15 protein-coding genes and 1 pseudogene are annotated in these 16,172 nt (G+C 46.6%); 4 read left to right on the forward strand and 12 right to left on the reverse strand.

Translation table 11 applies throughout. The features are described from left to right. Positions 1–76: 76 nt before the first annotated feature. Positions 77–934, reverse strand: a complete 858-nt coding sequence (locus tag KNP94_RS11640) for a YihY/virulence factor BrkB family protein (protein ID WP_088836176.1) — start codon at positions 932–934, stop codon at positions 77–79. 184 nt (positions 935–1,118) lie between these two features. On the opposite strand from KNP94_RS11640, the gene KNP94_RS11645 reads away from it, so the two are divergent. Continuing rightward, positions 1,119–2,201 (forward strand): nitric oxide synthase oxygenase, encoded by a 1,083-nt coding sequence (locus KNP94_RS11645; RefSeq protein ID WP_214811296.1) that lies wholly within the window; start codon positions 1,119–1,121, stop codon positions 2,199–2,201. After that, positions 2,198–2,650, forward strand: coding sequence for an NUDIX hydrolase (locus KNP94_RS11650; RefSeq protein ID WP_353048589.1), 453 nt, complete (start codon positions 2,198–2,200; stop codon positions 2,648–2,650). Before KNP94_RS11645 ends, KNP94_RS11650 begins: the two co-directional genes overlap by 4 nt. 182 nt (positions 2,651–2,832) lie before the next feature. On the opposite strand, the gene KNP94_RS11655 is transcribed toward KNP94_RS11650, so the two are convergent. The 9 genes and pseudogenes from KNP94_RS11655 to KNP94_RS11695 all read right to left on the reverse strand — a co-directional run bounded on the left by KNP94_RS11655 (position 2,833) and on the right by KNP94_RS11695 (position 13,872). Then, positions 2,833–3,615, reverse strand: coding sequence for a GNAT family N-acetyltransferase (locus KNP94_RS11655; RefSeq protein ID WP_214811302.1), 783 nt, complete (start codon positions 3,613–3,615; stop codon positions 2,833–2,835). Between the two features lie 110 nt (positions 3,616–3,725). After that, positions 3,726–4,792, reverse strand: a pseudogene (locus KNP94_RS11660) (amino acid permease); the annotation flags it as partial. Positions 4,793–4,831: 39 nt separating this feature from the next. Further along, complete coding sequence (locus tag KNP94_RS11665) at positions 4,832–6,637, reverse strand: mechanosensitive ion channel (RefSeq protein ID WP_214811305.1); 1,806 nt, start codon at positions 6,635–6,637, stop codon at positions 4,832–4,834. 173 nt (positions 6,638–6,810) lie between these two features. Then, entirely contained in the window at positions 6,811–8,229 is a 1,419-nt protein-coding gene (locus KNP94_RS11670) for an MBL fold metallo-hydrolase (RefSeq protein ID WP_214811308.1), read from the reverse strand. 46 nt (positions 8,230–8,275) lie between these two features. Then, positions 8,276–8,575: a rhodanese-like domain-containing protein gene (locus tag KNP94_RS11675; RefSeq protein WP_088836170.1), complete on the reverse strand. Its 300-nt coding sequence runs from the start codon at positions 8,573–8,575 to the stop codon at positions 8,276–8,278. Positions 8,576–8,723: 148 nt separating this feature from the next. Next, positions 8,724–10,592, reverse strand: a complete 1,869-nt coding sequence (locus tag KNP94_RS11680) for an ABC transporter ATP-binding protein (protein ID WP_214811311.1) — start codon at positions 10,590–10,592, stop codon at positions 8,724–8,726. After that, complete coding sequence (locus tag KNP94_RS11685) at positions 10,589–12,313, reverse strand: ABC transporter ATP-binding protein (protein ID WP_215115683.1); 1,725 nt, start codon at positions 12,311–12,313, stop codon at positions 10,589–10,591. Before KNP94_RS11685 ends, KNP94_RS11680 begins: the two co-directional genes overlap by 4 nt. Beyond that, entirely contained in the window at positions 12,306–12,794 is a 489-nt protein-coding gene (locus KNP94_RS11690) for a MarR family winged helix-turn-helix transcriptional regulator (protein WP_088836167.1), read from the reverse strand. Before KNP94_RS11690 ends, KNP94_RS11685 begins: the two co-directional genes overlap by 8 nt. A gap of 208 nt (positions 12,795–13,002) precedes the next feature. Continuing rightward, a complete protein-coding gene (locus KNP94_RS11695; RefSeq protein WP_088838402.1) occupies positions 13,003–13,872 on the reverse strand; it encodes a cation diffusion facilitator family transporter in 870 nt (289 codons plus the stop codon). Positions 13,873–14,178: 306 nt separating this feature from the next. On the opposite strand from KNP94_RS11695, the gene KNP94_RS11700 reads away from it, so the two are divergent. Next, complete coding sequence (locus tag KNP94_RS11700) at positions 14,179–14,502, forward strand: thioredoxin family protein (protein WP_088836166.1); 324 nt, start codon at positions 14,179–14,181, stop codon at positions 14,500–14,502. A gap of 43 nt (positions 14,503–14,545) precedes the next feature. On the opposite strand, the gene KNP94_RS11705 is transcribed toward KNP94_RS11700, so the two are convergent. Next, positions 14,546–14,845, reverse strand: coding sequence for an excalibur calcium-binding domain-containing protein (locus tag KNP94_RS11705; RefSeq protein WP_088836165.1), 300 nt, complete (start codon positions 14,843–14,845; stop codon positions 14,546–14,548). A gap of 171 nt (positions 14,846–15,016) precedes the next feature. Beyond that, positions 15,017–15,490 (reverse strand): hypothetical protein, encoded by a 474-nt coding sequence (locus tag KNP94_RS11710; RefSeq protein ID WP_159172868.1) that lies wholly within the window; start codon positions 15,488–15,490, stop codon positions 15,017–15,019. A gap of 255 nt (positions 15,491–15,745) precedes the next feature. On the opposite strand from KNP94_RS11710, the gene KNP94_RS11715 reads away from it, so the two are divergent. After that, a partial coding sequence (locus tag KNP94_RS11715; RefSeq protein WP_215115684.1) for a hypothetical protein occupies positions 15,746–16,172 on the forward strand: 427 nt, incomplete at its 3' end.

Consider the following 16,172-nt stretch of genomic DNA (forward strand, 5'->3'; position numbering starts at 1 on the left):
CATGAGTCTTTTTGAATCGCGTCCACAGCGAAAACAATCTTCATAACCCTTTACGTGCAAACTAAAGAAACTGCCCTCAGCGGACAGTTTCTTTTTTGATTTTTTCAGGCTTCATGATCTTCGCCTCTTTTTTCTGCCGCATCCGTTCTGCGTTCATCAATCCACCGAGCATCAAAACAACGGAGGATAAATAAAACCAGGTCATCAAGACGATGATTCCTGCGAGCTGACCGTAGAGACGATTGTAACTCCCAAACTCCGCATAGTATGAGAAGACTTCCGATACGACCTGCCAGGCAATCGTCGTAAATAATGCCCCCGGGAGTACTTGACGAATCGTCAAACGGACACTCGGTAAAATGCGATACAACAATACAAAGAACACAAATAGAAACAAGGAACCGAGCCCCCAGCGGAATACAAACCAAATGGACGAATAGTCTGCTGCAACATCCGCGATGAGTGCAAAATGATTGATGAAGCGTCGGGCCAATTTCTCGGCGACCGGAACAAGTAGCGAAAACGGCAAGATGAACATCATCCCAATCGTAAATCCGAAGTCTTGTAATAAGCCCCGCCAAAACGGCACTTTCCTTGTCACCTCGAGGGCATCATTGAGGGACCGGACGAGCGACTGGACAGACATCGAGGCGAGCCAAAAGGCTGCGACGAAGCTAATCGAAGCAAGTTTCAATCCCCCTTCGTCAAAAATCCCTACGACATTTCGGCGAATTAAATCATAGGTTTCCGCTGGTGCGAAAGGACGAATCAAATCAAGGACTTCACCGGAAGTGAATGGTAAAAAAGATACTAATCCGACAACGAATAATAAGAATGGAAATAAGGACAACATCAAATAATAGGCCAGCTGTGCCGACTTATCGAAAAAAGCTTCGCCAAAAAAGCGAATAAAAACCGGTTTGACTAAAGACATGCCATGTTCCTCACTTTCGATTGATTCTCTTATCTATCCCCCTTCCCGCTCCCACTTAATCTGTGAACGTCTTTTGAACGTATCGAAAAACAGGCAATTGCTATGAGTTGGCGCTTCCTCCATTCACCTTGTACACTAGAATAAGAAACTCTGTCGCTTTGGATGAAGAAAGGACTCAAACGCCGTGCAACATTTACTAGACGAAGCAGAACGCTTCTTGACGACTTATATAGAAGAGACACCACATACACAAAATCGTTTGAACGACGTGCGCGAAGAAATTTTACGAACGGGAAACTATACACAAACAACGGACGAATTGACGTTCGGAGCGAAACTTGCTTGGCGTAACAGCAACCGGTGCATCGGACGGCTCTTTTGGGATCAACTGCACGTCATCGATGCCCGTGCGGCGACAACGATCGAAGCGATTCGAGACGCGTTGTTCCACCACATTCGCCACGCCACCAATGAGGGACGGATCCGTTCGACAATCACGATTTTCCATCCGCAACGTGTCCGCGTCCTCAATCATCAACTGATTCGTTACGCCGGCTACGAAACGGCCGACGGCGTACTTGGTGATCCCGCATCCACCGCTTTCACGAAACAATGTCAGGCACTTGGGTGGACGGGACACGGGACCGCCTTTGATATTTTACCGCTGTTGGTTGAACTCGATGGTCAAGTAACACTCCATGAGATTCCACAAGAACTGATTCTTGAAGTTACAATCATCCATCCCGACTATGATTTGTTCGCAGGACGCGACATCAAGTGGTACGCCGTCCCGATGATTTCCGATATGCGTCTTGAAATCGGCGGCATTTCGTACCCATGTGCTCCGTTCAATGGCTGGTATATGGGAACTGAAATTGGAGCCCGTAACCTTGCTGACGCGGACCGTTATAATCTCTTACCGCTTGTCGCTGAACAACTTGGTCTGAACACGTCCCGTGAGCGCGCCTTATGGAAAGACCGGGCCCTCGTCGAACTCAATGTCGCCGTCCTCGAATCCTTCGAGCGGTCCGGAGTGACGATTGTCGATCATCATACGGCGGCCAAACAATTCGCCCGGTTCGAAAAAAATGAAGCCGCTTGCGGTCGCGACGTCACTGGGGAATGGTCGTGGCTCGTTCCACCGATAAGCGGAGCAGCGACACATGTCTTCCATAAAGATTATGACAATGCGTTACAGCGACCGAACTTTTTCCCGAAACAGACGCAAGCCACGGAATGTCCGTTCCACCAGGAGGTGCCGCGGTGAATTACGTCAAATCCATCCGTGATTTAGTCGGACCCACTCCACTGATTTTAGTCGGTGCCGTCGTCCTCGTCATTAAGGAAGGTCAGATTTTACTCGAACAACGAAATGAAGAACAAGCGCGTTTCGGTCTTCCGGGTGGTCTCATGGAATGGGAAGAATCGACGGAAGAGACGGCCCGACGCGAATTATTCGAAGAAACCGGACTCGTCGCAAAGACGCTCAAGCTGCTCGGTGTCTACTCCGGTAAAAATTATGTCACGACACTCGCGAACGGGGATGTCTTTCAAAGTGTCACCCTCGCCTACGTTGCGTCCGATACTTCCGGTACACTCCGTGTCAGTGATGAAAGTGTTGCATTGACGTATGTGTCCCTGACGGACTTACCGGATAACATCGTCGGTTCGCATCTTCTGATGATTCAAGATTATATAGCAAGTATTTCTTCATAAATTCATTCTTAGAGACGAGGCATTTTCCAATGATGAACAAAATTATGCTTATCATGCTGGGTGGCACTGGAATCTTATTCGTAATTTTCGCCATCCTCGTCATGATCAGCTTATGGACATGACAAATAGCCATTCGTTCTATAGTAGTGCTTGCTACTTACGAACGATGGCTATTTTTTTCGTTAACGAATGGCTTTACTCATGACGAATTGCTTTAAATCACGCTGTACCCATCCTTCTGCACGCAATGTTTCCCAGACGAGTGGATTCGTCGACTGCAATTGATACGTCATTCCGCTCAAACGTCGGGTCGCTTCCGTTGCGATGCGTGCGACCTCCGATTCTTCTGTCAAGATGGCAAAAATCGAGTCGTTTGAAGCAGCGATGAATGCTCCATCCAGTTCATAATAGGTGGCCTTTCTATATTTCATCACGCCCGGATCTTGTTGCCAAATGTATTCGCCTTGTTGGGCGTATCTCCGTTCAAATGCCACTTCATCAATCTCAACGAGTGGATTCACCTGGTTCGGTTCATCGCGCTGAAAATAACCGAGTTCATGGTCTTGGCGGTAGCCAAGCTGGTGATACAAATCAATTGCAGGTGTATTACCTTGGATGACTTCAAGCATGAGTCGATCGACTTCCAGCTCTTTCGCATAACTTAGTTGAGCCTCGTATAATGCTTTTGCGATGCCGAGACGGCGATACTGCGGATCTACGCCAAGCCCGCCACACCGCATGACTTGCTCTTTTTTAATTTTCTTGAGGCCGTTCAGCCATAACCCGACAGGTCGTTCTCCATGAAAGGCGACAAACGAGTGTTCCAATTGATTGGCATCTCGCGTCAAAATCCGTTCCTGAAACACTTCAAGTGACAAACCGAGCGGAATCATGTAATCACTGAACCCTTCTTGCATCGCGTTGTAGGCAGATTCTAAATCAGGATTTCTTTTAATATGAATCATATGTAGTCCCTCCTCTTCTCTCTTCAATCGTTCGACTTTTTACAAGATGTTTCCTGCACTTGTTTCCAACAAAAAAATCACCCCCGATGAAATCGAGAGTGATCATGTACTTAATTTAATTTCGAACGGCTTCTTCCGTAACCGAAGTAGACAAGCAAACCAATCGCCGTCCAGATGAAGAACGCAATCCACGTAAAGGTTTGGAGATTCAACATTAACATGATACACGCGAGGACCGATAAAATCGGGAGAACCGGGACGAACGGGACTTTGAACGCCCGTTTTAAGTCCGGACGCGTCCGACGCAAGATGATGACGGCGATTAACGCGAACGCAGCGAGTGTCCCGATGTTAATCAATTCCGCCAACGTACCGAGCGGGACGAATCCAGCAATCAAACCAGAAGCGGTACCGAGAATCCAAGTCGCCTTGACCGGTGTATGCGATTTTTCATTGACGTCCGAGAAAACTTTCGGTAATAATCCATCACGACTCATCGCAAACAACAGACGGACGAGACCAAATGTCATGACAAGAATAACTGTCGTCATCCCGACGATGGCTCCAATCCGGCAACCCAGTTTTGACCTGCGACTTTTAACGCAAGCGAAACCGGACTATCGACACCTTCAAATTGTTTGAACGGGACGATTCCGACCATAATTGCAGAGACGACGATGAACAAGATGACGACGGCGACTTTAACGAGTACCATCACGTTATTGACGCGTTTTGTTTCCTTGATTCCAAGTGACAACAAGAACGTAATGACCATCAAAATTAAGAATGCCGGTAAGTTAAAGAACGTTTCACTGCCAGGTACGGCGCCCGGTGCAGCACGGAGCGCCGTCGGAAGTTCAATGCCGAATTCCGATAACAACGACTGGAAGTAACCTGACCACCCTGTCGCGACGGCACTCGAAGCCAGACCGTATCCTAAAATTAAACACCACCTGATGATCCAGGCAACGAGTTCGCCAATCGTAGCGTAGGTGTATGTATATACACTACCCGAGACAGGAATCATCGAGGAAAATTCGGCATAACAGAGGGCGGCTAACGCACAAACGATGGCTGAAATAATGAATGAGACCGGTAATGCTGGACCTGCGTATAAGGCGCCTGTTCCTATTAAAACGAAAATACCTGTACCAATGATGGCACCGATTCCGAGTAAAAAACTCCTTCGCATACTAGCGAAGGAGTTACACGTTACTTACGGACGATCGTTTGGATGATCAAGATTTGGTCCACGATTTCCATCTGGGTCAATCGGATAATCATCCTGTTGTGCCAAATCATTTTCAGGAAGCGCACCTTTTGGCTTACCGTGCGTCGGTTTCTCATCAGTCGATTCCGTCGAACGGGAAGCACGTGGGGCACGGTCTGGCGTGACATCATTTGCTGCTTTCGAAGCTGCACCTTTAGCCGCTTCTTTCAGGCTTGGCTTAGGAGCTGATGGAGTTCGGTCCGAAGCAAGACTCGACGTATCAAGCTCTGTCTCTTCTGCTTTCTTCTCGAGACGATCAAGGTAGCGCGAAGCATTATCGCGACCACCTAAACCAAAGGCGAGGCCGAAGGCAAGGGCGGCTGCTCCGAGAATCAAGATGAAGGCCGAGTTGACGATCGTCGCTGCGACCCCAAGTTGATCGAGTGCCATGAAGATCGCGAGGGCTAAAATCGCATAACGTGCAACATTCGATAGGACTTTAAGATCAGAACTGCCGAACAAACTATCCATCGCGCGTTTGACCAAGTTACTGACGATAATCCCGATTGCGAGAATGACAATCGCCGTCAAGACACTCGGAAGGAAGGCAAGGACAGCTCGTCCAAGATCGACCATGAAGTTCAGACCAATCAGGTTAAAGGCTTCGACGACGAACAGGACGACGATGATAATCTCAACGAGAGCACCGACGAGTGAAGAAGGTGACATCGACGTATTGTTAGCATCCCAGTTTCCAATTTTCAAGTGACGTGTCAAATTGTTAAAACCGAGTCGGACGAGAAGGTCGGTGACGAATTTTTTTACGAATCGTCCAACATAGACACCGACGAGAATCAAGACGACGCCGATTACAATGTTCGGAATCATTCCGAGGACATCGTTTAGCATGTTGATTGCTGGTGCACTGATTCCTTCGATGTTCAGTTGATCAAGTGCTGAAATCGTGATCGGAATCAAAATCAAGATGAAGACGACTGTCCCGAGAATTGACGAGACCGATTTTGAATCTTTTTGATTGTCTGTCCCGATGTTAAAACGGGAAGCAAATTTATCCGTCCCAATCGCATGAAGGAAGTTCGTCACGATATCGCGGACAATTTTTGCGACCAAGAACCCAACTAGCAAAATAGCTGCTGCTGCGATTAGTCGTGGGATGAAGCTTAAGAACGAGGATAACAGTTGACTGAACGGTTCCGAAACACTGTCAATGTTGAGGGCATCAAGTACACCTGGTAGGAAAATCAATAAAACCAAGTAGAAGACGATATCCCCGGCAATTTTCGGATAGTTCGATAGATCGGCTTGTCCTTGTAACATCTTGTTTGAACGAACCTTTTCGTTCGCCATCAACTTTGTTCCACCTTTGACGATGACCATCCGTAAGACGACGGCAATAATATAGGCGAACAGTAGAACGAGTGCAGCTTTTAAGATGTTCGGAATTGCCGCAAGCAGCGTGCTCATTGTGTCTGCGAGTGGTGCTGCAATGATGCCAAGATTAAGAATGTTGAACACTAAAATTAGTACAAAAACCATTAAGACCCAAAAAATAACTGTTCCAACGACTTTTTCTGGTGTCCATTTCTTTTTCTTCGTTGTCGCTTCAGCTGACTTTTCTGGCATCAACTTCTTGACGACACCTGACTTTTCTAGTGCCTTTTGAATGCCGTTCGCAATTAATTTTGCGATCAGCCAACCAATTAGGAACACAAGTAGTGCACCTAATATGTTACCAAGAACACCGAACATTCCGTTCAGGTTCAGCGAAGTATCGTTCCACATATTGTTCATCCTGTCACACTCCTTTTTTAAAAAATGGATTATCGGCATACCTTTACATCTATCATTTCCCCCTGTTGTGAATGAAGTAAACACGCTTTCAGTCAAATTGACAGACAATTCAAGAAACACTAAAAAACGGATGACCCTCGCGAGAATCATCCGTTTCGACATTGTTTATTTGATTAACGTGACGTTGCCTTTCCGGCGACGGTCTGATCGTGTAAGACGTCTTCAATCGCTGCATACCCGCCATCGATGTTAATGACATTCTTCACACCGAGTGATTGCAGGACGCTGACTGCCATCCGTGACCGGACACCTGATGCACAGTGGACGGCGATCGGTTGGTCACTCGGAAGCTCTTCATGACGTGACGCAAGTTTTCCGAGTAAAATCCGGTGAGCCTGTTCATAATGGCTCTCCTCCCACTCTGTTTTATTTCGGACGTCAAGGACGTAGACGTCACCGGCTTCAGCTGCCGCGATGGCTTTGTCTGCTGTCCAGTCCGGATAACTTTCTGTTAACTGACTCGCTGTCAGTTCTTCGACATCAATCAATGTCACGAAACGATCCAGTCCGATCGATTGTAAATCCGTTTGAATCGTTTCCAGTTGATCCGTTGCTGCGAGAATGGCGATATCCTGATTGAAATCGACTAACCAGCCTGCCCAGGCGACGAATTTCGAATTGTAGGGAATGTTGATTGTCCCCGGTACATGTCCGGCACCAAATGTTTTTCCGTCTCGTGTATCGACGACTTGCATCGTCTTGACGAGTTCTTCCACCGTGTTCGCTTCAGCAAGGCGTGGACGATCAACTTCTGTCGTCACGACAATGCCTTCTTTGTTGACTTTTTTCATCATCGCAAAGTAGTTCGGTGGTTCTGGTTGATCCGTTGTTAATTCTTTAACAAATGCCGCTTCATCCTCCATCCGGAGTGCCCAGTTCGTCACTTTTTCGTAGCCGACCGTCGATGTCGGAACAGCACCGAGGGCTTTCCCGCACGCGCTTCCTGCACCGTGTCCCGGCCAGACTTGTGTGAAGTCAGGCAGTTGTTTGAAGCGTTTCAAGGACTGGAACATTTGCTTCGCACCGAGGGCTGTCGTTCCTTGAATACCGGCTGCTTCTTCCAGTAAATCCGGACGTCCGATATCGCCGACGAAAACGAAGTCACCTGTGAAAATCCCCATCGGAACTGTCTGATCACGATCGTATAAGACAAACGAGATGTGTTCCGGCGTATGACCTGGTGTATGCATGACTTCAAGCGTCACATTCCCGACTTTGAACGTCTCCCCGTCTTTGACGAGACGGGCATCAATCTCTGAAGCAAAACCATACTTCCAAGAAGCATCGCCTTCGTTTGATAGATAAGCTGTCGTTCCGAGACGCTTCGCGAATTCGCGTGTCCCAGAGACGAAATCGGCATGAATGTGTGTTTCCGCCGTCGCCGAAATTCGAAGCCCTTCTTTTTCCGCTTCTTTGAGATACGGTTCGATGTTTCGTGCCGGATCGATGACGATCGCTTCCCCCGTCTTCTGGCACCCTACCATATATGAAGCTTGTGCTAATTTTTCATCATAGAAATAGCGTAATAACATAACGATTCCTCCTTTAGTTGAATGGTCGTACCCGATTGATCGTTGCTTAGCGTGTGACGTTTCCTTCCCAGCTCATCATTCCGCCGTCGACGTTCGTGACGTCGAAGCCTGCTTGTTCCAAATACATCGAAGCATTCATACTCCGTCCACCCGATAAGCAAATGACGTGGAGCGGTTGAGAGGCATCCAGTTCAGCCGTGCGTTCCGTCAATTCAGATAATGGAACATTTTTAGCCTGTTCGATATGACCGCCTGCGTATTCATCCGTTTCGCGGACATCAATCAACTGGATTGATGCATCCGTTTGAAGTGTTTGTTCAAGTTCAGTCGTCGACATGTTTTTCATGAAGTTTCTCTCCTTTTGTTGCCCGTTCGGCAAAATGATTTCTGCTCATAATATACCCCCTGCGGTATTAAAAATCAAGGGAAAGGATTATTCCGACAAAAAAAGCAGCCCCTCTCCTCGAGGAACTGCTTCATTTCTTACGATCCTGTCATACGACTTCTTTTTCGGAAAACTGGCTGTTGTAGAGGTCCGCATAGAAACCATCTGCTTTTAGCAACGCTTCATGCGTTCCTTGTTCAATGACACGCCCTTGATCCATGACGAGGATTAAGTCCGCATCTTTAATCGTCGACAGGCGGTGGGCGATGACGAAACTCGTCCGTCCGTCCATCAAGCGTTGCATCGCCTGCTGGATGAAGATTTCCGTCCGCGTATCGACGCTCGACGTCGCTTCATCCAAAATCATGATCGGTGGATCGGCGAGAACCGCACGGGCAATCGTCAACAATTGTTTTTGCCCTTGTGAGATGTTCGAGGCCTCTTCGTTCAAGACCGTCTCATACCCGTCCGGTAACGTCCGGATGAAGTGATCGGCATGGGCTGCTTTCGCCGCATCGATGATGTCTTCTTCCGATGCTCCGACTTTCCCGTACGCGAGATTATCGCGGATCGTCCCGTTAAAGAGCCACGTATCCTGTAAGACCATCCCGAAGGTCGTCCGTAGGTCTTCCCGGGAGATGTCACGGGTATCGATTCCGTCAATCCGGATCGCACCACCGTTTAATTCATAGAAACGCATCAACAGGTTGATTAAGGTCGTTTTCCCAGCACCGGTCGGACCGACGATCGCGACGGTTTGTCCCGGCCGGACATCGATGTTCATGTCTTCAATCAAGAGGTCTTTTCCGTAACCGAAGTCAACGTGTTCAAACGCGACGGCACCTTTCGCACGCGCGAGATGATGCGTTGTCACTTCTTTGATTTCCTCTTCTTCATCTAACAATTCAAAAACACGTTCTGCTGCTGCGACCGTCGACTGGACGATATTTGCGATGTTCGCCGTCTGCGTGATCGGTTGTGTGAATTGTCGGGTATACGTGATGAAGGCTTGAATGTCCCCGATCGAGATACTGCGTTGCGTCACTAAAATCCCGCCGACGACACTGATCAAGACATAACTGATGTTCCCGATGAACATCATCATCGGCATGATGATGCCGGAAATGAACTGTGCTTTTCGTCCGGCATCATAAAGCTGTTCATTGACGTCGTCAAACTCTGCGACGGCTTTCCGTTCGTGACCGAACGCCTTGACGACCGGATGTCCCGTATACATCTCTTCGACGTGGCCATTCAGCTGACCAAGCGTCCGTTGTTGATCGGCAAAATACTTTTGCGACCGTTTTAAGATCGGACGGATCGCAAAAATCGATAACGGTAACGTCACGAGTGAAATCAGCGTCAAGAGCGGACTGATCGTCAGCATCATGATTAAGATCCCGACGATCGTGACGATTGACGTAATGAACGATGTGACACTTTGTTGGAGCGTACTCCCGATCGTATCGATATCGTTCGTCACCCGGCTGAGCGTTTCCCCGTTCGGTCGTCCGTCATAATACTTCAGCGGCAACCGCTCAAGTTTCTGATTGACGTCCTCCCGTAAGTCATACACCGTTTTTTGGGCGACGCTCGACATGATGTATTGCTGAATGTAACTAAATATACTACTGATGACGTAAAGCCCAGCGAGAAGCAGCAAAATCTGGCCAATCTTCGTAAAGTCGATGGCAGCACCGGGGACCCCTTGGAACTTCGCATACGCCCCTTCGAACAGTTCCGTAATCGCTGTCCCCATGATTTTTGGTCCGGCGATCATAAAGACCGTACTGAGAATCGCGGCGACAAACACAGCAATCAGTGCCGTCCGCCGTGGTTTTAAATAGGCGAGTAACCGACGGAACGTCGCTTTGAAGTCTTTCGGTTTCTCCCCCATCATCATCATGTTTCCACCGCCGGGACCGCCACCCGGTCCACCCGGAGGTCCGCCGGCAGGTCGTTTCGTTGTCTGACTCATGCGATTTCCTCCTCTGACAGTTGGGATTTGACGATTTCTTGATAGACATCGTTTGTTGCGTACAGTTCGTCGTGCGTGCCGATTCCTGCGACGCGCCCTTCTTCAAGAACGATGATTTGATTCGCATCCATGACCGTACTGACACGTTGGGCGACAATCAGAACGGTCGCTTGACGCGTTTCTTCTTTTAATGCTTTTCGGAGTGTTGCGTCCGTCTTGAAGTCGAGGGCGGAGAAGCTGTCATCGAACACATAAAGGTCGGGTTTCCGGACGAGCGCCCGGGCAATCGAAAGCCGTTGTTTTTGGCCACCGGAAACGTTTGATCCGCCTTGTTCAATCACGGAATCGTACCGGTCCGGCATCCGTTCGATGAAGTCGGTCGCTTGGGCGACACGCGCTGCATGTTCGATTTCTTCTAATGAAGCATCCTGTTTCCCGAAACGGATGTTGTCCGCAATCGATCCCGTGAACAATAGGGCTTTTTGTGGCACGAAGCCGATTTTCGAACGTAATTCCTCTTGCGGGACGTCACGACTGTCGACGCCGTTGACTTGGATGCTGCCACTCGTTACGTCGTAAAAACGGGGAATCAAATTGACGAGCGTCGATTTCCCGGCACCGGTTCCGCCGATGACAGCGGTGATTTCACCAGGACGTGCTTTGAAGCTGATATCCGACAGCACCGGCGCTTCCGCACCCGGATAGCTGAACGTCACGTGATCGAAGACGAGCGTGCCCGGCTCACGGTCTGCTGAAGCGGTTCCTTCATCGACCATCGTCGGTGTCATCTCGAGGACTTCATTAATCCGTTTCGCCGAGACCGCAGCACGGGGAATCATGACGAACATGACGGATGCCATGACGAGGGCGAACATAATTTGCATGACGTATTGGATGAACGCCATCAGGTCACCGATTTGCATGCCGCCGTTATTAATCCGGATCCCACCGAACCAAATGACGCCGACGACCGTCAAGTTCATCACGAGCATCATTGTCGGCATCAAAAATGCCATGATCTTATTGACCTTAATCGAGACGTCCGTTAAGTCCGCATTGGCTTGCGTCAAACGGACTTTTTCTTCTTTCTCCCGGTTGAAGGCACGAATGACACGGATGCCTGTCAAATTCTCACGTAAGACGAGATTTAACCGGTCGAGTCGTTTTTGGACCTGTCCGAACAGCGGCACCCCTTTCCATAAAATCAACAAAATCGAGACAACGAGGACGGGCATCGCGGCAACGATGACGAGTGATAGTTTGGCATCCTTCGAGACCGCCATGATCAGACCACCAATGAACATGATCGGTGCACTGACGACCATCCGCAACATCATGATGACGACTTGTTGGACTTGTGTGATGTCGTTCGTCGTCCGTGTGATCAGCGACGCTGTTCCGACTTGGTCGAACTCTTGCAGTGAAAAACGTTCGACGTGGTTAAAGACTTTCCGGCGAATGTCACGGCCAAGCCCCATCGCCGCTTTTGATGAATAATAACTTGCGGCAATTGCAGCCGTCGCACCGAGTGCCGTGATGCCCAGCATGACCGCACCAATTTTCCAAATGTAGCCTGTATCCCCGACGACAACGCCTTTATCGATGATGTCTGCCATCAAAGTCGGTAAATACAAATCGGACATCGACTGGGCGAAGACGAGGACCAATACGGCGAGGACCGCCCATTTATAGACTTTTAGATTTTTGAGTAACTTAATCACGTGTACAACCTCCGTTTCCTGGCGGGAGAATCTCTTTCATGCCACGGGCAATGATGTCATGAGTCGCAAGCATCTGCTCGAAGGCTTCCGGATCAATCGTTTCCAAAATTTTCTCGAGGCGTTGTTGCATCCCGGTTTCTTGTTGTTTCATCTCTTGAACGAAACGTTCTCCTTGTTCACTGAGCGACAAAATCACTTCGCGCCGATTTTGTTCGTTCGTCTCGCGGACAATCCAGCCGGACTGCACCAGTCCTTCGATCGATTGACTGAGCGTACTTTTCGGTAAGTGGGTCTGTGCTGCCAAATCTTTTTGGGTAATCGGTCCGCGCGGTGCAATCGTCATTAAACTATGAAATTGCGGCATACTGAGTCCATTTTCCTGTGCCGTCTGATGGGCAAAACGCATCAAGTGGCGCTGGATGTTCCAAAACGATTTCATCATCGTTGCCGATCGTAAATTTTCCTGCTGTTCTGTTTCCATGGATTCAACTCCTTTGTTCAATTTCGAATCGTTCCATTTGGAATGATTATCTATGTAAAACAAAATACGCCGATTCATTCGTAAAGTCAACTAAATAACAATGTGAAAATGCACATAATATTTTTAGCAAATTCAAAGAGTGACCACAGATTATGAATACACAAAAAAACGACCATTTCTCTACCTAGAAATGGTCGTTCTCTATAGTTCACTCCGGCTCCACATGGACATGAATGTCGTAGACGCCATATTCGTCCGTCAACGTATCTTCGACTCGTGTTGCGATATCATGGGCTTGGTGGATGTTGAGTGTCGAATTGACGAGAATCACGACATCGACGACTTCATTATTGCCATAGTTCCGTCCTTTGATTGACTTGATTCCTTTGACACCTTCGAGGTCAAAAATCACGTCCTCATACATCTTCAGCTTTTGTTCATCAAAGCCGTCCGTCAGTTCGTGGGAAGCTTCCGAGAAAATATCCCATGCCGTTTTACAGATTAAGAAACCGACGATGATCGCCGTCACGATATCAAGCCACGGCATCCCGAACTGGGAACCGATGATTCCGATTGACGCTCCGATACTGACCCAGGCATCCGACCGATTGTCTTTCGCCGCTGCCATGACAGCCTTGCTGTCAATTTCTTCAGACAGTTTGCGGTTATACCGATAGACAAAATACATGACGACTGCCGAACCGATTCCGACATAGGCAGCTACGATATCTGGAGATTCTTGTTTTCCTTCAAATAAGCTTGAAATCGTATCAATCAACACTTGGAGACCGACTGCCATCATAATGAAAGAAGCGACCATCGACGCAATCGTCTCACTTTTCCAGTGACCGTATTTATGATTGTCATCTGCCGGACGACGGGAAATTCGTAATCCGATTAACACAGCAATCGATGCGATGATATCCGTCGTATTGTTCAAACCATCTGCCCGTAAAGCGGCAGAATCCGCTGAATAGCCGACAAGCAATTTAATTACGGATAATAGGATATAGGCTGCAATGCTAATCATCGCACCGCGTTCGCCCCGTTTTAGATTATCGAATTTTTGTTCGTCCATCATTCCGCCCGCCCCCACTTACTCGCTTAATTCCGAAAACTTATCGTAGCAGTTCAATACAAGTGGGTCTAGAGAAATCATTTTGTTTATAACTAGATAATTAATAAATGACCAACTTTGTTTTCTATAGGCAAAATAGATCAAGCCCTAGTAATCCAACATTCTTGAACAGAAAAACCGCTTACATCTCTTGAACAACCAACTTTTTTGCGGAAATTTATTGAACAAAAAAAGCATAATCCGTGCATCTTCTTACCAGAGTCAGTAGACTAAAGACAAACAATCATACTATAGGGGGATTTACACATGAGTAACTACATCAAGAGTGAAGACACGTTTAAAGAACTAATCGCAAGCGAAACACCGGTCATCATCAAGTTCGAAGCCGACTGGTGCCCGGACTGCAAACGGATGGACTACTTCATGCCGGACGTCGAGTCACAATTTAAAGAACTTCCAATCTATACGATCGATAAAGATGAGTTCCCGGAAATCGCATCCGATAATGTCGTCATGGGAATTCCAAGTTTACTCGTTTTCCAAAACAGCGAGAAGCTTGGTCACTTGCATAGCGCCAACGCAAAAACACCAGGAGAAGTGACAGACTTCCTCAAAAAGAACTTCAACTAAACGCATGAAGCCCCACTTTCCATTTAGGAGAGCGGGGCTTTTTTTAGCGTTCGCAGGCGATGCCGTCTTTGTCACGGTCTTTTGACTTATTGAGATTATACGTCGCTAAGCTTACATGTTGGGCGTACTTTGTTTTCTTATAAATGGCTTTCCCATTTTTATCGTAACCCGTTCGGTTTTTCAAACCCTTTTTCTTCGAGACGCCACCTTTATACGTTTTTTGCATCTCCGTACAGTTTTTAAATGCCTTCGCCTTAGTCGCTGCGTCACTTTGACCAGATGTAGCGCTAAGTAATGAAATACTAAGTACACCTGTCATGACAATCTTTAATGCTTTTTTCATCAGGTTACCTCCGTTTCTAAAAAACCAAATCTTAGTGATAATTTGATTATAATAGATTTCTTTAGAAATAGTTTCCTATTTTTAAAATTTAGAGATATGACTTATCTGACAGTTTAAAAGACAAAAAAAGATCCGCTTCATTATGAAGCGGGTCCTACTTGTAATTACCATTCAGTAACGTAAGCTTTCAATCTTGATTTTCTTATACCGTAAGCTTAGACCGAAGGCGATCAAGAGATAGAGGAAACCAATTAAAAATGAAAAATCACCATACGGAATTGCAGTAAAGGCATTCCAACCAAACATCGGCACGACAAACAGAACATACAGTGGATATTGGATTCCTGACATAATGTCAAACCACGTCTGATCCCAAAGGTGATTCTCAAACAATGTAATCAAATAGACGACCATCCCGCCGATGAAACCAAAACGAAGGTAGTTAAACAGAAAACGGATGAGCGATGTGTTTTTAAGGATGAGGATTGATCCCATCAAGAAAGCAAACCAGCCAATCGACGTAAGAATTTGTACTATACCAATCGAACCATCCGGATAGATTCCGGCTGGCCAGCCGTTCAACATAATCGAAATAATCAAAAGTACAAAAAAGAGTGGAATATATTTTTTTGTAGTCATATTCATAATGACTCTTTCCTCCAAGTTCATATTTGTTAAATTATTTATTCAACAAATATGTACAATAACCTCCATTAATTAACAATTTTTTTATTACATCGATAATTATTTTATTTCTTCACTAGTAACTTTTAAAATATTTATTAGGTTTAATATCACTTATTAAACTTATAAACATTCCCATATTTCCTTTAAAAATGAATTCTATTTACAAAAATATGTTATATTTTATTATATAAAATATAAGGAGCGTGAGTTAAATTGAAAACTAGGATTTTTTTAATATTACTAGGTTCTTTAGGTGCATTATTAATCCTCCTTTTTTTACTTTCAGCCCTTGTTACTCAATCCTATTTCGCCAGCTTTTTATTTGCTACTAGTATGTTTTTCATATTTCAATTCTTTCAAAAATTAAGAAGAAAAAAGACCCTTGTCAAACGACCAATGTTTTGGGCAATACCTTTATCAATAATAGCTTTTATTACTTTTATGATTGAAATGCCTGCAGTAGAAAGTAATAAAAATAATGACTTAAATAGTCTTTCGAATCCCGCCACAAATGTAACTACAGAAGCTGACGATGAAGAAAAAGCCAAGGCTGAAGAAAAAGCCAAGGCTGAAGAAAAAGCCAAGGCTGAAGAAAAAGCCAAGGCTGAAGAAAAAGCCAAGGCTGAAGAAAAAGCCAAGG

This window comes from Exiguobacterium sp. s80, assembly GCF_018618725.1.
GTDB classification, from domain to species: Bacteria; Bacillota; Bacilli; order Exiguobacteriales; family Exiguobacteriaceae; genus Exiguobacterium_A; species Exiguobacterium_A oxidotolerans.